18 protein-coding genes are annotated in these 20,181 nt (G+C 71.7%); 14 read left to right on the forward strand and 4 right to left on the reverse strand.

Features of this window, described 5'->3' with window-relative positions:
- Positions 1-69 precede the first annotated feature (69 nt).
- Both ACH4S8_RS33000 and ACH4S8_RS33005 read left to right on the forward strand, forming a co-directional pair.
- Positions 70-741: a response regulator gene (locus ACH4S8_RS33000; RefSeq protein WP_398400626.1), complete on the forward strand. Its 672-nt coding sequence runs from the start codon at positions 70-72 to the stop codon at positions 739-741.
- A 106-nt stretch (positions 742-847) separates the two neighbouring features.
- Positions 848-1,480: an AAA family ATPase gene (locus ACH4S8_RS33005; protein ID WP_398400628.1), complete on the forward strand. Its 633-nt coding sequence runs from the start codon at positions 848-850 to the stop codon at positions 1,478-1,480.
- 245 nt (positions 1,481-1,725) lie between these two features.
- Here the strand turns inward: ACH4S8_RS33005 and ACH4S8_RS33010 are convergent, their stop codons facing one another.
- Positions 1,726-2,832 carry a DUF5937 family protein gene (locus ACH4S8_RS33010; protein ID WP_398400630.1) on the reverse strand — a complete coding sequence of 369 codons (1,107 nt, stop codon included), beginning with the start codon at positions 2,830-2,832 and terminating at the stop codon, positions 1,726-1,728.
- A 168-nt stretch (positions 2,833-3,000) separates the two neighbouring features.
- Between ACH4S8_RS33010 and ACH4S8_RS33015 the strand changes: the two genes are divergently transcribed.
- Positions 3,001-3,219 carry a hypothetical protein gene (locus ACH4S8_RS33015; RefSeq protein WP_398400632.1) on the forward strand — a complete coding sequence of 73 codons (219 nt, stop codon included), beginning with the start codon at positions 3,001-3,003 and terminating at the stop codon, positions 3,217-3,219.
- A gap of 68 nt (positions 3,220-3,287) precedes the next feature.
- Here ACH4S8_RS33015 and ACH4S8_RS33020 read toward each other — a convergent pair whose 3' ends face one another.
- Positions 3,288-4,499, reverse strand: coding sequence for a threonine aldolase family protein (locus tag ACH4S8_RS33020; protein WP_398400634.1), 1,212 nt, complete (start codon positions 4,497-4,499; stop codon positions 3,288-3,290).
- A gap of 220 nt (positions 4,500-4,719) precedes the next feature.
- On the opposite strand from ACH4S8_RS33020, the gene ACH4S8_RS33025 reads away from it, so the two are divergent.
- From ACH4S8_RS33025 to ACH4S8_RS33070, 10 genes are all read left to right on the forward strand, one after another.
- On the forward strand, positions 4,720-5,658 hold the full coding sequence (locus tag ACH4S8_RS33025; RefSeq protein WP_398400636.1) for a Rossmann-like and DUF2520 domain-containing protein: 939 nt from the start codon (positions 4,720-4,722) through the stop codon (positions 5,656-5,658).
- Positions 5,655-6,647 (forward strand): pantoate--beta-alanine ligase, encoded by a 993-nt coding sequence (gene panC, locus ACH4S8_RS33030; protein ID WP_398400638.1) that lies wholly within the window; start codon positions 5,655-5,657, stop codon positions 6,645-6,647. The genes ACH4S8_RS33025 and panC overlap by 4 nt, the downstream gene beginning before the upstream one ends.
- Positions 6,644-8,413 carry an L-aspartate oxidase gene (locus ACH4S8_RS33035; protein WP_398400640.1) on the forward strand — a complete coding sequence of 590 codons (1,770 nt, stop codon included), beginning with the start codon at positions 6,644-6,646 and terminating at the stop codon, positions 8,411-8,413. The genes panC and ACH4S8_RS33035 overlap by 4 nt, the downstream gene beginning before the upstream one ends.
- A gap of 5 nt (positions 8,414-8,418) precedes the next feature.
- A complete protein-coding gene (gene nadC, locus ACH4S8_RS33040; protein WP_398400642.1) occupies positions 8,419-9,396 on the forward strand; it encodes a carboxylating nicotinate-nucleotide diphosphorylase in 978 nt (325 codons plus the stop codon).
- 8 nt (positions 9,397-9,404) lie between these two features.
- Positions 9,405-10,202, forward strand: coding sequence for a type III pantothenate kinase (locus tag ACH4S8_RS33045; protein ID WP_398400644.1), 798 nt, complete (start codon positions 9,405-9,407; stop codon positions 10,200-10,202).
- 160 nt (positions 10,203-10,362) lie between these two features.
- A complete protein-coding gene (locus ACH4S8_RS33050; protein WP_398400729.1) occupies positions 10,363-10,959 on the forward strand; it encodes a hypothetical protein in 597 nt (198 codons plus the stop codon).
- Positions 10,960-11,017: 58 nt separating this feature from the next.
- A complete protein-coding gene (locus ACH4S8_RS33055) occupies positions 11,018-11,203 on the forward strand; it encodes a hypothetical protein (protein WP_398400646.1) in 186 nt (61 codons plus the stop codon).
- Positions 11,204-11,395: 192 nt separating this feature from the next.
- Positions 11,396-11,812 carry a BlaI/MecI/CopY family transcriptional regulator gene (locus tag ACH4S8_RS33060; protein WP_398400731.1) on the forward strand — a complete coding sequence of 139 codons (417 nt, stop codon included), beginning with the start codon at positions 11,396-11,398 and terminating at the stop codon, positions 11,810-11,812.
- A 9-nt stretch (positions 11,813-11,821) separates the two neighbouring features.
- Entirely contained in the window at positions 11,822-12,391 is a 570-nt protein-coding gene (locus ACH4S8_RS33065) for an amino-acid N-acetyltransferase (protein WP_398400648.1), read from the forward strand.
- A 227-nt stretch (positions 12,392-12,618) separates the two neighbouring features.
- Complete coding sequence (locus ACH4S8_RS33070) at positions 12,619-12,954, forward strand: Lsr2 family protein (RefSeq protein ID WP_168529346.1); 336 nt, start codon at positions 12,619-12,621, stop codon at positions 12,952-12,954.
- On the opposite strand, the gene ACH4S8_RS33075 is transcribed toward ACH4S8_RS33070, so the two are convergent.
- Positions 12,933-13,526 carry an SCO3374 family protein gene (locus ACH4S8_RS33075; RefSeq protein WP_398400651.1) on the reverse strand — a complete coding sequence of 198 codons (594 nt, stop codon included), beginning with the start codon at positions 13,524-13,526 and terminating at the stop codon, positions 12,933-12,935. The two genes, ACH4S8_RS33070 and ACH4S8_RS33075, sit on opposite strands and share 22 nt — an antisense overlap.
- A gap of 430 nt (positions 13,527-13,956) precedes the next feature.
- Here ACH4S8_RS33075 and ACH4S8_RS33080 point away from each other — a divergent pair, with 430 nt between their 5' ends.
- Positions 13,957-16,482, forward strand: coding sequence for an ATP-dependent Clp protease ATP-binding subunit (locus tag ACH4S8_RS33080; protein ID WP_386592249.1), 2,526 nt, complete (start codon positions 13,957-13,959; stop codon positions 16,480-16,482).
- Between the two features lie 145 nt (positions 16,483-16,627).
- Here the strand turns inward: ACH4S8_RS33080 and ACH4S8_RS33085 are convergent, their stop codons facing one another.
- Positions 16,628-19,756: an NACHT domain-containing protein gene (locus ACH4S8_RS33085; protein ID WP_398400654.1), complete on the reverse strand. Its 3,129-nt coding sequence runs from the start codon at positions 19,754-19,756 to the stop codon at positions 16,628-16,630.
- Between the last annotated feature and the right edge of the window lie 425 nt (positions 19,757-20,181).

Consider the following 20,181-nt stretch of genomic DNA (forward strand, 5'->3'; position numbering starts at 1 on the left):
GTCCTCGCGACCGGCCAGTCCGTACGCACCCGGTCCTGAGGACCGGCCCGACGAAGTGAAAGGCCCCCGATGGCGATCCGCGTGATGCTCGTCGACGACCAGGTGCTGCTGCGCACCGGCTTCCGGATGGTGCTCGCCGCCCAGCCGGACATGGAGGTCGTGGCCGAGGCGGGCGACGGCGTCGAGGCCCTGCAGGTGCTGAGGGCCACCGAGGTCGACGTGGTCCTGATGGACGTGCGCATGCCGAAACTGGACGGCGTGGAGACCACCCGCCGCATCTGCTCGGACCCGAACCCGCCGAAGGTGCTGATCCTCACCACCTTCGACCTCGACGAGTACGCGTTCTCCGGTCTGAAGGCGGGCGCCTCCGGCTTCATGCTCAAGGACGTGCCCCCGGGCGAACTGCTCGCCGCCATCCGCTCCGTGCACAGCGGCGACGCCGTGGTCGCGCCGTCCACCACCCGGCGTCTGCTCGACCGGTTCGCGCCGCTGCTGCCCAACGCGGGCAGGGAGCCCCAGCACAAGGGTCTCGAACGGCTCACCGACCGCGAGCGCGAGGTCATGATCCTCGTCGCGCAGGGGCTGTCCAACGGGGAGATCGCGGCCCGTCTCGTGCTCTCGGAGGCCACCGTGAAGACGCACGTCGGGCGCATCCTCACCAAGCTGGGACTGCGTGACCGCGTCCAGGTGGTCGTCCTCGCCTACGAGACGGGGCTCGTCCGGGCGGGCGGGCTCGGCTGAAGCCAGCCGGCCGCCGCGGCCCGCGCCGCGCCGTCGGCGGAGGGGCGCCATGGGGCGGGCGCGGGGGCGTGACCGGGATGTGACCGGCGCGCACTAGGGTCTGCCCATGCTCCTGTGGATCAACGGGCCCTTCGGGGGCGGCAAGACACAGACCGCACACGAGATCCAGCGCCGGCTGCCCGGCAGCGTCATCTGCGACCCGGAACACGCCGGTTTCGGCCTGCACCGCATGCTTCCGCCCGAACTCCGGGGTGATTTCCAGGACTTGGTGTCCTGGCGGCGTGGTGTGGTCGAGGTGCTCGACCTCGCGCTCGGCAAGCGGGACGGTGTGGTCATCGCCCCCATGACGGTCACGGACCCCGGGTACTTCGGGGAGACGGTCGGGCGGCTGCGCGAACTGGGCCACGACGTACGGCACTTCACGCTGCTGGCCGAGCGTGAGACCGTCCTGCGGCGGCTGCGTGAACGCGGCTTCGGGCACCTCGTGGGGCAGGTCGCCGGGAAGGACACCCCGCTGCGGCGCGAGAGCTGGGCCGTGGGACGGCTCGACCACTGCCTGGAGCGGCTGCGGGAGCCGGAGTTCGCCGAGCATCTGTGGACCGACCGGACGACGGTCGCCAGGACCGCCGACCGGATAGCCGTCCTCGCGGGACTGACGCTCACGCCGAACCGGGACGGGGCCCTGCGCGGCCGTCTGCGGCGCGCGCGGACGAGCGCGCGCCACATCCGCTTCGACTGACCTGGGCCCCGCCCCCAGACCCCGCCCCCAGACCCCGCCCCTAGACCCCGCTCCTCAATAGCCGGAGGGGCTGAAACTCACGCCCGAACCCGAGCGAACGTGGACCCGCAGCCGGAATCCGGCGTGAGGGGACGTGCCGGTACATCGATGCCCGTCGCCACCGACGGCCACACCTCACGCAACGGCGACGGGCTGATGCACCGGCACGTCACCGACCCACCCACCGCCCGCACCCGGAGCGGACCTCAACGCAGGAGTCCCTCCAGGAAGTCGCTGCCCAGTCGTGCCACCACACCGACGTCGAGCTGGTGCAGCACGTACCGGCCGCGGCGCCGCGTGGTGATCAGGCCCGCCTTCTTGAGCACGCCCAGGTGCCGGGATATCTCCGGCGCGGTCATGCCGTGCACCTGCGCCAGCTCGCCGGTGGTGTACGCGCTGCGGGCCAGGTGGCGGCAGATGCGCATGCGGACCGGGTGGGACAGGGCGGCCATCCGCAGGGTGAGCTGCTCGACGGAGGGCGGGGCGGTGAGCTCGGGGGAGCTGACGGGGTAGTGCAGCACCGGCTGCCACCGATACCGGTGCAGCACCATCAGATGGGGACGGCCGAGGCTGGTGGGGACGAGGAGCAGACCGCCGTCGGCCGTGACCGTGCTTCCCTCGGTCAGTTTGTCGACGGTGATGATCCGCGCCGTCTCGTCCAGGGACAGGGCGGAGGAGACGGAGGCCAGCGCCTCGGACAGGCCCTTGTGCCGGAGCAGATCCGTCTTGTGGCGGGCCTCCGCGGCCAGCGGGTGGCGCAGCCGGGACCAGGTCTCGGCGAAGAAGGCCTCGTCGCAGTCCTCCAGGAACTGCCGCAGCCAGGCCCGCACGCCCGGCGGGTCCACCAGCAGCCGCTCGGTGAACCGCGTCTGCTGCGGCCCGCGCGAGGCGGCCAGGTCCACGGCGCGCCGCTGCACCTCGGTGTCGGAGAGGGCGTGCGGCCCCTCGGAGCTGTAGGCCAGGGCGCAGGTGAACTCCAGGGCCGCGTCCACGAACTGCTCGTCCGTGAGCTTGTCCAGCAGGTCCAGGTCCTCGGCGAGCGTCGCGCCCGGCAGCGAGGCCCCGCCGGGGATGCCCGCGCACGGCAGGAACAGGTCCGAGAACGTCGTGCGCCACAGGAAGTCCGCCTCGCACATCCGGTCCGCGAGATGGGGATCGAGTCCGGCGCTCACCCCCGCCACCCAGCCCTGCAGCCCGGGGTGGTGTCCCGGCTCGGCCAGCGCGTGCAGTGCCATCCCCAGCTCGGCCAGCGGCGACGGCACGACGGCGATCCGCTCCGGCCGCAGCCCGCCGATGTCGATGCGCACGCTCATGACCCCATGGTGCACCCCGCCACCGACAGCGGCCGCCGTCGATTGACGGCAGCCGTCAATCGGGGCGACAGCCGCTGCGATCAAGCGCAACCTGGGGCAACTGGGGCAAATGAGGTAATTCGCACGGCATCCTCGGATCTCGGCCCTCGTCCCGAGAGGGGATCGGTCATGAGCATCACGCAGCAGTATTTCCTGGACGGCTACCGGGCCGCGCAGCACGGGGAGGCCGCTCCTCCGGCACCGGGCAGCCACGACCGGGAGGTCGCCCGGGAGCTGCGCGACTACCGCCGGTTCCGGGCCGTGATGGCCGGGCATCCGGCCCGTGGCCGCCTCCGCGGAGCGCTGAGCCGGTGGCTGCACGGCCGGCACCGGCGGCCCGCCCGCTGAGACTCCGGGAGCGGCCCGGACCCCGGGCCGCACGGGGCCGGGGTCCGGGCCACTCCGGTGCCTCCGTGCTACGCGCCCGTCCGGTCCGGCAGCATCCCCGCGAACGCGCGGGCCGCCGCCTTCACGTCGTCCGCGGTCCACTCCAGACCCGGCCCGGCCACCGTGACCTCGGTGTACGCCAGTCCGGGGCCGCCCCGGTTCCACCCCTGGGCGAACAGGCCGGTCTTCGTCTCCTCGACCTGCCGCAGCGCCGCGTTCGCGACGACGTCCGGCTCGTACGGCAGCCAGACCTGGAACTGGTGGGTGTGCGGCTCCTCCGGGAACACGCGGACCAAGGGAACCCCGGCCTCCGTGAGGCCCTCGCGCAGGGCGCCGGCCACCACGCGCGCGTGGGCGACGTAGTCCGGCAGCCGGGGCAGCTCCCGCTCCAGGCCGATCAGCGCCGACAGGACGGTCGGGAACTGCTGGATGATCATGCCGCCGTAGCGGTGCCGCCAGGTCTTCGCCTCGTCCACGAGCGTCTTCGGCCCCGCGACGGCGGCACCGCCGAAGCCGCCGAGCGACTTGTAGAACGAGACGTACACGCTGTCCGCGAGGCCGGCGATCTCCGCCAGGGGGCGGCCGAAGTGCGGGGTGCACTCCCACAGCCGGGCCCCGTCGATGTGGACCACCGCGTCGCGTTCCCGGGCCGCCTCCACGACCTCGGTGAGCTCCTCCCAGGTGGGCAGGACGAAACCGGCGTCCCGCAGCGGCAGTTCCAGCAGCAGCGCGCCGAACGGCTCGGGGAAGTCCCGTACCTCCTCGGCGGTCGGCATCCGGGGCTCATCGGTCAGACGGACCGGGCGCAGCCCGCTGACCTGGCTGAACGCCTGCCGCTCATGGACTTCGGGGTGATTGAGGGCGTGCAGGGCCACGGTCGGGTTCCCGGTGCGGCCCGCCCAGCAGCGCAGGGCGACCTGCTGGGCCATGGTCCCGGTCGGGAAGAAGGCCGCCGCCTCCGCGCCCAGCAGTCCGGCGACCCGCTCCTCCAGGGTCTCCACGACGCCGTCGCCGTACATGTCGATCCGCCCGTCGAGATCGCATACGTCGCCGGCCGCCTCGCTCAGCCAGTCCAGGCGCTCGCGGAGCGTCTGCTGGTAGCCGGGCCGCCACAGGACCCGCCCGGCCGCCTTCCAGGCCACCACGCGCCGCTCGAACCGTTCCTTGGGAGACGGCTCCGCCGTCTCCTGTCCGTCCTGCTCCGCAGGTTCCGTACCGCTCCGTGCCGCCGTATCGCTCATCCCAGGATGATGGCCCGAGCCGCCCCTCCCGGTCATCCCGAAATCCGTGCCCGCGGTGACCTGCGCGGATCCCGTTCGCGCGGCCGACGCGCGTGCCGTTTCGGCGGCTCGGGGAAACCCACAGCCTGTGGATGGCCGAACGGCTCTCCGGCCGATCGCGTTAACATGACGAGAAATCGTCCGGTACCCCGAGCGGACTGGAACGGAAGGCCGCCGTCGAGTGAGTACACATCCCCAGCCAGAGCCCAAGGACCGCCCCGCGCGGCTGACCGTCGGCGTCGTCGGCGCCGGCCGTGTCGGACCCGCGCTCGCCGCCGCGCTCCAGCTCGCCGGACACCGCCCGGTGGCCGTCTCCGGCGTCTCCGACGCCTCCAGGCGGCGTGCCGCGCAACTCCTGCCCGACGTGCCGCTGATGTCCCCGGCGGAGGTCCTGGGGCGCGCCGACCTCGTGCTGCTGACCGTTCCCGACGACGCGCTCCCCGGGCTCGTCGAAGGACTCGCCGACACGGGCGCCGTCCGTCCGGGACAGCTCCTGGTGCACACCTCCGGACGGTACGGCGCGCGCGTGCTCGACCCGGCCCTCAGGGCGGGCGCGCTGCCGCTCGCCCTGCACCCCGCGATGACGTTCACCGGCACCGCCGTGGACGTCCAGCGGCTCGCCGGATGCTCCTTCGGCGTCACCGCCCCCGAACAGCTGCGGCTGGCCGCCGAGGCCCTGGTGATCGAGATGGGCGGCGAGCCCGAGTGGATCGCCGAGGAGTCCCGGCCGCTCTACCACGCGGCCCTCGCGCTCGGCGCCAACCACCTGGTGACCCTGGTCGCCGAGTCCATGGAGCTGCTGCGCACCGCCGGTGTCGAGGCCCCCGACCGCATGCTCGGCCCGCTCCTCGGCGCCGCCCTGGACAACGCCCTCAGGTCGGGCGACGCGGCCCTGACCGGACCGGTCGCGCGCGGGGACGCAGGCACGGTCGCCGCGCACGTCGCCGAACTGCGCCGGCACGCCCCGGAGACCGTCGCCGGCTATCTGGCGATGGCCCGCGCCACCGCCGACCGCGCGCTCGCCCACGGACTGCTCAAGCCGGAACTCGCCGAGGACCTCCTGGGGGTACTCGCCGCCGGGACGGACGCGACCCAGGGGACCGAGGGAGACACCCGATGACCACCGCCCTGCTGCGCACCGCCGGCGAACTGTCCGCGCGCGCCCGCACCGGCCGCAGAGCCGTCGTGATGACCATGGGTGCCCTCCACGAGGGTCACGCCACCTTGATCCGCACCGCCCGCGAGATCGCGGGAGAGGCGGGCGAGGTGGTCGTCACCGTCTTCGTGAACCCCCTCCAGTTCGGGCAGGGCGAGGACCTCGACCGCTACCCGCGCACCCTCGACGCCGATCTGAAGATCGCCGAACAGGCGGGCGCGGACGTCGTGTTCGCCCCCTCCGTCGAGGAGGTCTACCCCGGCGGCGAGCCCCAGGTCCGGATCTCCGCGGGACCCATGGGCGAACGCCTGGAAGGCTCCGTGCGGCCCGGCCACTTCGACGGCATGCTCACCGTCGTTGCCAAGCTGCTGCACCTCACCCGGCCCGACGTGGCCCTGTTCGGCCAGAAGGACGCCCAGCAGCTCGCCCTGATCCGGCGCATGGCCCGCGACCTGAACTTCGGCGTCGAGATCACCGGTGTTCCCACCGTGCGCGAGGAGGACGGGCTCGCCCTCTCCAGCCGCAACCGCTACCTCTCGGCCGAGGAGCGGCGCACCGCGCTCGCCCTCTCCCAGGCCCTGTTCGCCGGCCGCGACCGGCACGCCGCCCAGGAGGCGCTGCGCGCCCGGGCCCTGGAGGTGCCCGCCACGCGCGAGCGCGCCGAGGCCCTCAGCGCCATAGGCGAGTCCCGGGCCGCGGCCGACGCGCACGCCGTCGCCAAGGCCGTCCCCGGCTGGCCCGGCGGCGTCCGCTCGGCGGCCCGGCTGGTGCTCGACGAGGCGGCCCGCCTGCGGCCGCCGCTGGTCCTGGACTATCTCGCGCTCGTCGACCCCGACGACTTCACGGAGGTCCCGGACGACTTCACCGGCGAGGCGGTCCTCGCCGTCGCCGCCCGGGTCGGGACGACCCGGCTGATCGACAACATTCCCCTCACCTTCGGAGCCGCCTCGTGACCGGCAAAGGCACAGGTTCAGACACCGCCAACGGCACCGGCATACGCCTGCACGCGCCCGCCCCGGGCTGGGCCCTCACCGCGGACGTCGTGATCGTCGGATCCGGCGTCGCCGGTCTCACCGCGGCCTTGCGCTGCGAGGCCGCCGGGCTGAGGACCGTCGTCGTCACCAAGGCACGCCTGGACGACGGTTCCACCCGCTGGGCCCAAGGCGGCGTCGCCGCGGCCCTCGGCGAGGGCGACACCCCCGAGCAGCACCTCGACGACACCCTCGTCGCGGGCGTGGGCCTGTGCGACGAGGAGGCCGTACGCACCCTCGTCACCGAGGGCCCCGGCGCGGTGCGCCGGCTCATCGAGACCGGCGCCCACTTCGACGAGTCCTCCGAGGGCGACCTCGAACTCACCCGCGAGGGCGGCCACCACCGCAGGCGCATCGCGCACGCGGGCGGCGACGCGACCGGCGCCGAGATCTCCCGGGCCCTCGTCGAGGCGGTCCGCGCGCGCGGTCTGCGCACGGTCGAGAACGCGCTCGTCCTCGACCTCCTGACGGACGCCGAGGGCCGCACCGCGGGCGTGACCCTGCACGTCATGGGAGAGGGCCAGCACGACGGCGTGGGCGCCGTCCACGCCCCCGCCGTGGTCCTCGCGACCGGCGGCATGGGCCAGGTCTACTCCGCGACCACCAACCCGTCCGTCTCCACGGGCGACGGCGTGGCCCTCGCCCTGCGCGCGGGCGCCGAGGTCTCCGACCTCGAATTCGTCCAGTTCCACCCGACCGTGCTCTTCCTCGGCGCGGACGCGGAGGGCCAGCAGCCGCTGGTCTCCGAGGCGGTACGCGGCGAGGGCGCCCACCTGGTCGACGCCGACGGCGTGCGCTTCATGGTGGGACAGCACGAGCTGGCCGAACTGGCGCCCCGGGACATCGTCGCCAAGGGCATCACACGCCGCATGCTGGAGCAGGACGCCGAGCACATGTTCCTCGACGCCCGGCACTTCGGCGCCGCCATGTGGGAGCACCGCTTCCCCACGATCCTCGCCGCCTGCCGTGCCCACGGCATCGACCCGGTGACCGAGCCCGTCCCGGTCGCCCCGGCCGCCCACTACGCCTCCGGCGGCGTCCGTACCGACTCCCGGGGCCGCACCACGGTCCCCGGCCTGTACGCGTGCGGCGAGGTGGCCTGCACGGGCGTCCACGGCGCCAACCGGCTCGCCTCCAACTCGCTGCTGGAAGGCCTCGTCTACGCCGAGCGCATCGCCGCCGACATCGCGGAGCGCCACGCCGAGGACGGCCTGCACGCGCGCGTGCCCGCGCCGGTCCCGCACCCCGAGACGCCCGCGCACCCGCTGCTCGCCCCCGAGACCCGCTTCGCGGTCCAGCGGATCATGACGGGCGGCGCCGGCGTGCTGCGCTCCGCCGCCTCCCTCCAGGCCGCGGCCGAGCAGCTCCAGCGGCTGCACACCGACGCCCGGGACGCCCTCGACGAGAACGGCAAGACCTCCGAGCCCGGCGTCGACACCTGGGAGGCCACGAACCTGCTGTGCGTGGCCCGCGTCCTGGTCGCCGCCGCCCTGCTGCGCGAGGAGACCCGGGGCTGCCACTGGCGCGAGGACCGCGCCGACCGCGACGACGAGCAGTGGCGCCGCCACATCGTCGTACGGCTGAATCCCGACCGGACCCTCGCCGTCCGCACCACCGATACCGCAGACTTCCCCCCGACGTCCCGGCAGCCCCACGCGGCGCCCCAGTCCCGTCCCCAGGAGCAGTGACCGAAGTGAGCACCCACGACCTTCCCCTCGCCGAGAGCGGCGGCTGCGGCGACGGCTGCGGCTGCGGCGCAGACATGGACGAGGCGTACATGGAGTGCGGCCTCGATCCCGCTCTGGCCGAGCTCCTCGCCGACGCCGGCCTCGACCCCCTGGAGGTCGAGGACATCGCGAACGTGGCGATCCAGGAGGACCTCGACCACGGCGTGGACGTGACGACGGTCGCGACCATCCCCGAGGACGCCGTCTCCACCGGAGACTTCACCGCCCGGGACGCGGGTGTCGTCGCGGGCCTGCGCGTCGCCGAGGCCGTCCTGTCCGTGGTCTGCACCGACGAGTTCGAGGTCGAGCGACACGTCGAGGACGGCGACCGCGTCGAGGCCGGCCAGAAGCTGCTGAGCGTCACCACGCGCACCCGCGACCTGCTGACGGCCGAGCGCAGCGCCCTCAACCTCCTGTGCCGCCTGTCCGGCATCGCGACCGCCACGCGCGCGTGGGCGGACGCCCTGGAGGGCACCGGGGCGCGCGTGCGGGACACCCGCAAGACCACTCCGGGCCTGCGCTCGCTGGAGAAGTTCGCGGTGCGCTGCGGCGGCGGCGTCAACCACCGCATGTCGCTCTCGGACGCGGCGCTGGTCAAGGACAACCACGTGGTCGCCGCCGGCGGCGTGGCCGAGGCCTTCGAGGCCGTACGGGAGATGTTCCCGGACGTCCCGGTCGAGGTCGAGGTCGACACCCTGCACCAGCTGCGCGACGTCGTGGACGCGGGCGCCGACCTGATCCTTCTGGACAACTTCACGCCCGTCGAGTGCGAGGAGGCGGTCGCGCTCGTCGCCGGCCGCGCCCTGCTGGAGGCGTCCGGCCGGCTCACCCTGGAGAACGCCGGGGCCTACGCGAAGACGGGTGTCGACTTCCTCGCGGTGGGCGCGCTCACGCACTCCTCCCCGATCCTCGACATCGGTCTCGACCTGCGAGCGGCGGAGTAACCCCGGCCATGCTGCTGACCATCGACGTAGGCAACACCCACACGGTCCTCGGTCTCTTCGACGGTGAGGAGATCGTCGAGCACTGGCGCATCTCCACCGACTCGCGCCGCACCGCCGACGAACTCGCCGTACTGCTCCAGGGCCTCATGGGCATGCACCCGCTGCTCGGCGAGGAGCTCGGCGACGGCATCGACGGCATCGCGATCTGCGCGACCGTGCCGTCCGTGCTGCACGAGCTGCGCGAGGTGACGCGGCGCTACTACGGCGATGTCCCCGCCGTCCTCGTCGAGCCCGGCGTCAAGACGGGCGTGCCGATCCTCACGGACAACCCGAAGGAGGTCGGCGCCGACCGGATCATCAACGCGGTCGCGGCCGTCGAGCTGTACGGCGGACCGGCGATCGTCGTCGACTTCGGCACCGCGACCACCTTCGACGCGGTCAGCGCGCGCGGCGAGTACGTCGGCGGTGTCATCGCCCCCGGCATCGAGATCTCCGTCGAGGCGCTCGGCGTCAAGGGCGCGCAGCTGCGGAAGATCGAGGTGGCCCGGCCGCGCGCGGTGATCGGCAAGAACACCGTCGAGGCCATGCAGTCCGGCATCATCTACGGCTTCGCGGGCCAGGTCGACGGGGTCGTGACCCGGATGGCGCGCGAGCTCGCCGACGACCCCGAGGACGTCACCGTCATCGCCACCGGCGGGCTGGCCCCGATGGTCCTCGGCGAGTCCTCGGTGATCGACGAGCACGAGCCGTGGCTGACGCTGATCGGGCTGCGCCTCGTGTACGAGCGGAACGTCTCGCGCATGTGAGACCCGGCCCGCGTGAGGCGGGCGGCAGAGATCGGAGGGGCTCCGCGTTCGCGGGGCCCCTCCGGCGTCGGGACGCGCCACATTTCTTCCGCTATGCGGATTTTGTCTGATTAGCACGTATCGTCGACCCATGCCCACGCCCTACGGATCCCACGGCGGCATGGCGTTCGGTGCGGAGGAGCTGCGTGTGCTCCGCCGTGCCCTCGCCCTCGCCCTGCACCCCAGCCCCGTCTCGGCCGAGGACGTCCAGGACTGCCTCCGCCTCGCCGAGTCCGTCGACGAGGCGGTCCGCGAGGGGGCCAGGCTCCGGGCCTTCCTGCTGGCCGACCTCACCCGCTACCGGGCCGCGCTGCCGGGTACCGCGGCCGGCTACCTCGCCCTCCTGGAGGACGTCCTCGCGGTCGGCTACCGGCCGAACCCCGACGACCTCGCCGCACTCCGCGCGCTGCGCGGCAACCCCTCGGCGGCGGCCCTCCTGGAGCGCTGCCGGGTCCTCGCCGAGCAGGACGTGCGCGCCCGCCTCGCGGGCCGCGCGGTCGCCGTGATCCCTCCGTCCCGCACCCGTCTGCTGGCCCTGCCCGGGGGCCGGGCCGCCGAGGAACCCGACCGCAAGCCCGAGCCGCGGCCGCAGCCCCAGCCGCCGGTCCGGACGCCGCGCCCGGACCGGCCGGTCCCCACCCCGGGCGAGGTCTTCCCGCCGCGGCGCAAGAACGCCCCGCCGCCGGCCGACCCGCCGCAGCAGCTCGCGGCGGGCTAGGGAGATGCAGCCCGGACCCGGACCGATCCGGGCTGCACCCCCTGGCTACTCTGGAGACATGGACTACGTCTCCGCGCTCGTGCCCCCGGTAGTGATGGCCGTGTTCTTCGTCGGGCTCATCGTGACGATCGTGAGGAGTCAGGGCGGGGCCAACAAGGCCAAGGAGGACGGGGTCGTCGACGCCGCCCTCGCGCGCGTGGAGGCCGCCCAGCAGGCCTCGGCCCCCAAGGACGCCGGGGCCTGAGCCCCCTCGGACGGCCCCCGGCGCGCCCTGGGCTCCCCTCGGCGCGCGCCCGCCCGTACCGGACGGCGTCGTCGGCGGCGTACGACTCGGACGTTTCCTGCGTCCTTCGAGTCGTACGCCCTTTTTGTTGGCCATCTCCCACTATTGTTCTGAACTGTGCCTCGCCCATTGGGAGAACTCGAAGACGCGGTCATGACGCGGGTGTGGAAGTGGAACCGCCCGGTGACCGTTCGGGAAGTCCTGGAAGACCTTCAACAGGAACGGTCCATCGCCTACACCACGGTGATGACCGTTTTGGACAATCTCCATCAGAAGGGCTGGGTGCGCCGCGAGGCGGAAGGCCGGGCCTATCGATATGAGGCGGTCTCCACACGGGCCGCCTACTCCGCGGCCCTGATGAACGACGCCTGGTCGCAGAGCGACAACCCGGCGGCCGCTCTCGTCGCCTTCTTCGGGATGATGAGCGAGGAACAGCGGGTGGCCCTCAGCGATGCCGTACGCATGGTGCAGGGGCCGGAACCGCAAGCCCCCGAGGCCGCCGAAAGGCCGCCGGTGTCCGGGCCCTCCGAGGAGAACCCCGCCGCCGACGGGGACGCCTCCGGGCGATAGCGTCCGCTCATGTCAGCAGAGCATCCCGCGGAGGTTCCGGCAGGACTTCCGGCGGAGCATCCCGAAGTCACCGCAAAAGCCGTCACTGTCCGGCGGGCCAGGACCAGCGATGTCGCGGCCGTTCGACGACTCCTCGACGCGAACGTGCGCCGCCGTATCCTGCTCGACAAAGCCACCGTCACCCTTTACGAGGACATCCAGGAGTTCTGGGTCGCGGAACGCGACGACAACGCCGAGGTGGTCGGCTGCGGCGCCCTGCACGTGATGTGGGAAGACCTCGCGGAAGTCCGCACTCTCGCGGTGAACCCCGCGGTCAAGGGCCTGGGCGTCGGTCATCAGTTGCTGGAGAAGTTGCTCCAGACCGCCCGCTGGCTCGGTGTTCGACGCGTTTTCTGTCTGACCTTCGAAGTCGGCTTCTTCGCGAAGCACGGCTTCGTGGAGATCGGTGAGACACCCGTCGACACCGATGTCTACGCCGAGCTCCTGCGTTCCTATGACGAGGGCGTCGCGGAGTTCCTCGGTCTCGAACGGGTGAAACCGAACACCTTGGGCAACAGCCGGATGCTTCTGCATCTGTGATCGCGGCCGGCTATTCCGCCGGAGTGCGTTGCCCACGTTCCCTATGTCCGAAACGCGCACGTTTCCGGGCGGGCGGAGTCCCACCGGTCTCCGCCAGGGGTTTGTGTTTTTCCGGCAAAAGCGGTTTGCTTTCCGACGTACTGCAGTACTGCATATAACAAGGGACGGCGAAACGGCAGACGCCGCGGGCCCTCCTTGCCCTGAAGTTATCGATGAAAGGAAATCCGGTGGCACAGAAGGTTCAGGTCCTTCTTGTCGACGACCTCGACGGTGGCGAGGCGGACGAGACCGTGACGTTCGCGCTGGACGGCAAGACGTACGAAATCGATCTCACGACCGCCAATGCGGACAAGCTCCGTGGCCTTCTCGACGCCTACGTCAAGGGTGGCCGTCGTACCGGAGGCCGTGCTTCGGGCGGACGCGGAAAGGCCCGCGTCGCTTCCGGCGGCAGCCAGGACACCGCGCAGATCCGCGCCTGGGCGAAGGAGAACGGCTACGAGGTCAACGACCGCGGCCGCGTTCCCGCGTCCATTCGCGAGGCCTACGAGAAGGCCAACGGCTGAGCACACGCTCGCCGCAGCCTCAAGCGGTGACATTGTGTCGCCATCGTCTGCACCAGTCGTACGAGATCGGGGGCGCCCCCAACGCCCCCGCCGACGGCTCCGCCGCCCAGCGCCGACAGTGTCGGCAACGCCGGCTCCACCATGCGGCCGGGCTCCGGGCGGCGCAGCCAGCGGGAGGCCCCTCGTGGGCCCCTCCGCGTTTTCGGACCGGCCGTCGGCGGGGGAGCCTCGATGCTCCCGCCCGCGCCGATCGCCGTGAGATCCAGCGCGAGAGCGCCCCACTCCAGCCAGTCGAGCAGCCCCGGCAGCTCCTCCGCGCTCCCCGCGGTCACCAGCAGCCGCATCCGCTCCCCGTGCAGTGCCACCGGGGAAGCCGGCCCCAGATGCCTCAGCGCGGGGAAGCCCGCCTCCGCCGGCACCTCCAGGACGTCGAAGCGCAGCCCCGTGACCAGCCGTACCGGCGAGCCGGGCACCGTCGTCCAGTCCAGTTCGTTCTCGTACCACCGGCACACCGGATCGGCCGGATCACCCGGCTCGAACGGACGACGTGGAACAGGGACGGTGGGAACCATGCAAGGAGCAACCGCCGAAAGGGCCCCGGAGTTACGCTGGGCGTTTCCGTGACCGCACAGAGTTCCCGGAAAAAGGGCGTGCGGGAGCGTTCGGCCGGGCATTGGTGTTCGCCCGTAGCGGAGGGAACCGGTGCGCGCGGCATGGACTGTCAGTGAGCACGGGTAAGACATGCCTAGTGGGAGAGGCGACACGCAGGGCTCGGGCATCTCACGTTCGCCATCGGCGTACAGCGGGAGAGGGTATCTGCCTGGCCTGCGGGAACATCGTCTCGCACCATCAGGTTGGAGCAGATGTCGGCGTTCGGGGTCAGGAGGCCAAGGACGGTGTCGGCAGTTGGAATGAGCGGTCCCCGCTTGCGGGACTAAGCTGCGGAAGGACAGGGAGGGGAGCGTCCCCTTACTGCCTGACCGCTCTGAGGAGCGATTAACGATGTTCGAGAGGTTCACCGACCGCGCGCGGCGGGTTGTCGTCCTGGCTCAGGAAGAAGCCCGGATGCTCAACCACAACTACATCGGCACCGAGCACATCCTCCTGGGCCTGATCCACGAGGGTGAGGGTGTCGCCGCTAAGGCCCTGGAGAGCCTCGGGATTTCGCTCGAGGCGGTCCGCCAGCAGGTGGAGGAGATCATCGGGCAGGGGCAGCAGGCCCCGTCCGGGCACATCCCCTTCACCCCCCGTGCCAAGAAGGTCCTGGAGCTCTCGCTCCGCGAGGCCCTTCAGCTGGGCCACAACTACATCGGCACGGAGCACATCCTGCTCGGCCTGATCCGTGAGGGCGAGGGCGTCGCCGCCCAGGTCCTGGTCAAGCTGGGCGCAGACCTCAACCGGGTGCGGCAGCAGGTGATCCAGCTGCTCTCCGGCTACCAGGGCAAGGAGACCGCCACCGCCGGCGGTCCTGCCGAGGGCACCCCCTCCACGTCCCTGGTCCTCGACCAGTTCGGCCGGAACCTCACCCAGGCCGCTCGTGAGTCCAAGCTCGACCCGGTCATCGGGCGCGAGAAGGAGATCGAGCGGGTCATGCAGGTGCTGTCCCGCCGTACGAAGAACAACCCGGTGCTCATCGGCGAGCCCGGCGTCGGCAAGACCGCCGTCGTCGAGGGCCTCGCCCAGGCCATCGTCAAGGGCGAGGTGCCCGAGACCCTCAAGGACAAGCACCTCTACACCCTGGACCTCGGCGCGCTGGTCGCAGGCTCCCGCTACCGCGGTGACTTCGAGGAGCGCCTGAAGAAGGTCCTCAAGGAGATCCGCACCCGCGGCGACATCATCCTGTTCATCGACGAGCTGCACACGCTGGTCGGTGCGGGTGCCGCCGAGGGCGCCATCGACGCCGCTTCGATCCTGAAGCCGATGCTGGCCCGCGGTGAGCTCCAGACCATCGGTGCCACCACCCTGGACGAGTACCGCAAGCACCTCGAGAAGGACGCGGCCCTCGAGCGCCGCTTCCAGCCGATCCAGGTGGCGGAGCCTTCCCTCCCCCACACGATCGAGATCCTCAAGGGCCTGCGCGACCGGTACGAGGCCCACCACCGCGTGTCCATCACGGACGAGGCCCTGGTGCAGGCGGCGACGCTCGCCGACCGGTACATCTCGGACCGCTTCCTGCCCGACAAGGCGATCGACCTGATCGACGAGGCGGGCTCCCGGATGCGCATCCGCCGGATGACCGCACCGCCGGACCTCCGCGAGTTCGACGAGAAGATCGCGGGCGTGCGCCGCGACAAGGAGTCGGCCATCGACTCCCAGGACTTCGAGAAGGCGGCCTCTCTCCGCGACAAGGAGAAGCAGCTGCTGGCGGCGAAGGCCAAGCGCGAGAAGGAGTGGAAGGCCGGCGACATGGACGTCGTGGCCGAGGTCGACGGCGAGCTGATCGCCGAGGTCCTGGCCACCGCCACCGGCATCCCGGTCTTCAAGCTGACCGAGGAGGAGTCCTCGCGTCTGCTGCGCATGGAGGACGAGCTCCACAAGCGGGTCATCGGCCAGAAGGACGCCATCAAGGCGCTCTCGCAGGCGATCCGCCGTACGCGAGCGGGTCTGAAGGACCCGAAGCGTCCCGGTGGTTCCTTCATCTTCGCCGGCCCCTCGGGTGTCGGTAAGACGGAGCTGTCGAAGACCCTCGCGGAGTTCCTCTTCGGTGACGAGGACGCGCTGATCTCCCTCGACATGTCGGAGTTCAGCGAGAAGCACACGGTCTCGCGCCTCTTCGGTTCGCCCCCCGGATACGTGGGCTACGAAGAGGGCGGCCAGCTGACCGAGAAGGTCCGCCGCAAGCCGTTCTCCGTCGTCCTCTTCGACGAGGTCGAGAAGGCCCACCCGGACATCTTCAACTCGCTGCTGCAGATCCTGGAGGACGGTCGTCTGACCGACTCCCAGGGCCGGGTCGTGGACTTCAAGAACACGGTCATCATCATGACGACCAACCTCGGCACCCGGGACATCTCCAAGGGCTTCAACCTCGGCTTCGCGGCCGTGGGCGACGTCAAGACGAACTACGACCGGATGAAGGCCAAGGTCAACGAGGAGCTGAAGCAGCACTTCCGCCCCGAGTTCCTGAACCGTGTCGACGACACGGTGGTCTTCCACCAGCTGACCGAGGAAGACATCATCCAGATCGTCGACCTCATGATCGCCAAGGTCGACGAGCGTCTGAAGGACCGGGACATGGGCATCGAGCTCAGCCCGACCGCCAAGTCGCTCCTCGCGAAGAAGGGCTACGACCCCGTCCTGGGCGCCCGGCCGCTGCGCCGGACCATCCAGCGCGAGATCGAGGACATCCTCTCGGAGAAGATCCTCTTCGGCGAGCTCCGTCCCGGCCACATCGTGGTCGTCGACACGGAGGGCGAGGGCGACGCCAAGACCTTCACCTTCCGGGGTGAGGAGAAGTCGGCGCTCCCCGACGTCCCGCCGATCGAGCAGGCCGCCGGCGGTGCCGGTCCCAACCTGAGCAAGGAGGCGTGACCTCAGGGTCCGCCTGAAAGGGGCTGCCCCGGGACTTCGGTCCCGGGGCAGCCCCTTTTCTCCGCCGAGGATTCCGCCGGGCATTCGCCGGGTGTTCTGCGGAGCGTTTCGCCGGGTGTTCTGCCGGGCGTTCCGCCGAGTCGGGTCACAGAACGTTGTGGGTCGTGGTCGTCGTGTGTTCGCCCGGCAATTGCCCCGTGAGATGTTCCGATGCGGTGACGGTGTCCGAATTGAGGACGAAATCGACCGTCCGCAGATTCGGCAGCAGGGCCCTCAGCGCGGAAAGATCCTCGTTCCCCACGAGTTTTCTCAGTTCCAGGTGCTCGACGGACGGCAGCGGCGGCGCCGATGCGAGGGACCCCAGGGCGGCCCGGTGGATCCGCAGTTCCCTGAGCCCCGGAAGCGCGGCGGCCTCGGACCAGTCGTCGGGGCCGAGCTCTCCGGGTACCCGGCTCAGCCACAGGGTGCGCAGCGACCGCCAGTGGCCCAGTCCCCGCAGCCCGGTTTCCCGCAGGACGTCCAGTCCGAAGGAGAGGACTTCCAGCGGCGAGTCCGGGGGGAGCGCCTCGCTCAGCGACGGGCCTGCGAGCCGGTGCCCGACGCTCAGCTCGCGCAGGGACCTGAGCGCGGCCAGACCGGCGGGCGACGGGGTCCGCCCCTGGTGGGACAGCAGGGACAACGCCCGCAGCGGCAGTTCCCCGAGCGGCGCGAGGTCGTCGACCTCCGTGCACTGGTCGAGGCCGAGCCGCTCCAGCCGCTGCTGCCCGGCCAGGAAGTCCAGGTCCCGCAGACGGTTGTTGTACCGCAGCGCCAGATGCGTCACCTCGCCGGGCGGCAGACAGGAGCGCAGTTCCGCGGAGCCGATGTCCCCGACGATCTGCAGCCTGGGCCGGCCGCCCAGTTCGCGCAGGACCCGCAGCTGGGCGGCCGAGTGCGCGGTGAAGTACAGATCCGTCGGGTCGAGCCCGGCGATGACCTCGGACGCGTAGCGCTCGGTGTCGAACCGGTGCCATCCCCAGGTGAGCTGGGCCCGCACCGACAGGGCCGGGTGGGAGCGGAAGCGTGCCAGTACGGGGATGGCCGCGTCGGTGCCGATCAGGGAGGCGGTGACCACGACCCCTCGGGCCTCGGCCTCGGTCAGCCCCTCCGGTCCGGGGAGCAGTTCCAGGACGAGGGGGCCGGCCTCGGCCAGGGCGCGGGCCTCCGCCGACGTCCTCGGCGGGACGAGGGGCGCCGCGTCGCCCTCGACGGCGGACCGCACCTCGGGCGCGAGCTGGGTGGCGTGTTCCAGCGAGGCGAGGGCGAGAAGCCGTACGCGGGTCGCTGCCGCCCCGTCGAGCCGTGCCGCCGCTCCGGTCATGGAGCCCAGCAGTTCGGCCCGTTCGCGGGGCCGGGCGTGGGCGACGGCCATCCGGATCACGTCCGCCCACTGGGAGTCCCCGGCGTTGCGCACCAGCAGCCCGAAGTCCCCGTCCTCCACGGCGGCCTTGGCGCCCAGGTAGTCCTGGAAGGTGCGGTGGACGAACTCCACCGTGCCCGGGGCGGGTTCACGCAGCAGGCCGCTGCGCACGACGAGGTGACGCAGGATCCGTGCGGCGTCGCCCTGCCCGGCGGCGGCCGGAAGGGAGGGCAGGACGTCGGCGACGATGCGTTCGGCGCGGTCCCGGTCCACCTCCACCCGGTTGTTGCGGATGAGCCAGTAGGCGATCCGCTGCAGGAGCTGGATCTGCGGGAGTTCGGTGAGATGGATGCCGTCGTGTCCGCTTCCGGTGACGAACATGTCGCGTTCCTCGTCGCGGCGCGACAGCAGCATGGAGAGCGCGGCGTCGTACAACTCCTGTCTGCCGTGCGGCAGATAGCCCCGGCGGTCGCGGTGCAGCGCGCAGATCAGGCCGCACATCAGGGGGTTGGTGGCGAGTCGGCCGAGGTCCGGCTTGGTGCGGACGGCGTCGAGGAGGGAGCGCTCGTAGCCGTCGAGGCGGTCGGTGTCGGAGGCGTCGAGTCGGGCCGCGGCGTGCCAGCGGCGGATGAACGCGGCCACGTCGTCGCCGGTCATCGGCGTGAGGACGAGTTCGGTGAACCCGTCCGGTGCGAGCCAGTCCTCCCGTACGGCCGAGGGGCGGGACGTGACCAGCCACTGGTTGCCGGGATAGACGTCGAGGAGCTCGCGCAGCCAGCGGCGGGTGTGTTCGCGGTCACGTTCGGGGATCTCGTCGAGTCCGTCGACCAGCAGCAGGCCGCGGCCGTGGCGGAGCACCCTGTCGGCCCAGCCGTCCGGCTGGGTGGCGTGGAAGGGGATCCGGACGGCGGACAGGAACGCGTCGGGGGCCGGAAGGCCGTCGGGACGGCGGACGAGGGTGCGCAGCGGGAGGACGAAGGGGACGCGGTCTCCCCGTTCCCCGCGCGCCGCGGTCACCGCCAGCCATTGCACGAGCGTGGTCTTGCCGGACCCGGCCACACCGCGCAGCAGGACGAGGTCCGCTTCCGCGAGGGCCTGTTCGGCGGTCAGCGCACCGGCCGCGGCGAGGGGGGCACCCTCCGGGGCGGCGGTCTGCTCGTCGTCCCCGGGGCGCAGGGCCTGGAGGCTGAGATAGGCGGCGTCGAGGGGCCAGCGTTCCGGGGAGTTGACGAGGTCGATGCCGTAGATGGTGAGGTGGGCGTGCCGGGTGGCGGCATGGGCGAGGTAGCGCTGCTCGAACGCCTGGTCGGTGCCGCCCGTCATGGGGGTGCGGGCGATGAGTTCGTCCACCTTGGCGATCAGCTCGCGCTGCCGGCGGCTCTGCTCCACGAGGGTGCGGGGGACGAACGCCGAGCGCTGGGTGAAGAAGTGCAGGATGTGGAGGCAGGCGGTGTCGAGCAGCCCCTCGTAGAACACGGCCGCGTCGAAGGACAGGTCCCGGTCGGGGCTGTCGGCGGCCCCGCGCAGCCGCTGGGCGAGCGCCCGGTGGCCGAGTTCCACCGCCTGGACGTCGGTCATGGTGAGGTCGCCCAGGGAATGCAGGGTCGCGGCGAGGGCGTGGACGACGGCCGGCTCCTCGTCGGCGGGGAACGGCCGCTCGGGGCCGCGCAGCGCCCGTCCGACCAGCTCGGCCGCGAGGCGGGCCAGGTCCTTCTCGCCGGCGGCCCGTTTCTCGCCCTGGAAGGAGACGAAGGCCGATATCCGTACGGGCCTGTCCACGAGCCCGGCTCCCGGTCCCTCGGTCACGAAGAGCCTTCTGACCAGAGGCGCGGCCACGCTGGAGGCCAGGCGCGTGCCGATGGTTGCTGGGTCCATGCCGATCCCCCGGGAGAGCGTTGGGCCAGAAGGAAAACCGTGTGTTCCGGCAGCCGACGGGCGCGGCCGCGTCGTGGGACGCCGGTGAACGGTCCTCCGGTTCCCCAAGACCCTTGAAAACAGGGGCCGGAGCGTAGCCCGCGTCACATTCGGGGGGTCCTGGATCGGGCGCCCCGGTGACATGACGCACAGGCGTTCCGTCCGGTACTAGGGCGAATAGTGGATCTAGCAAAACGGACAAAAAGGACTTTCGGCCCGGAGGGGGAGGGACCTTCGGCAGGGCACCCGGAAGGGGTGGCCAGGAGCAGGTTTAGCAAGGGGTGTGGTGGTCCGAAGTGGGGTTAAACCCTGTTTTCGGGGTGAAAGCGACAAGATCCCTCGCCGGATGTCTGAAGTGTCAAGGTTCGGGAAGTTTCGCGGTGAAG

Origin of the sequence: Streptomyces sp. NPDC021080 (genome assembly GCF_044333225.1) — a bacterium.
Lineage (GTDB): Bacteria > Actinomycetota > Actinomycetes > Streptomycetales > Streptomycetaceae > Streptomyces.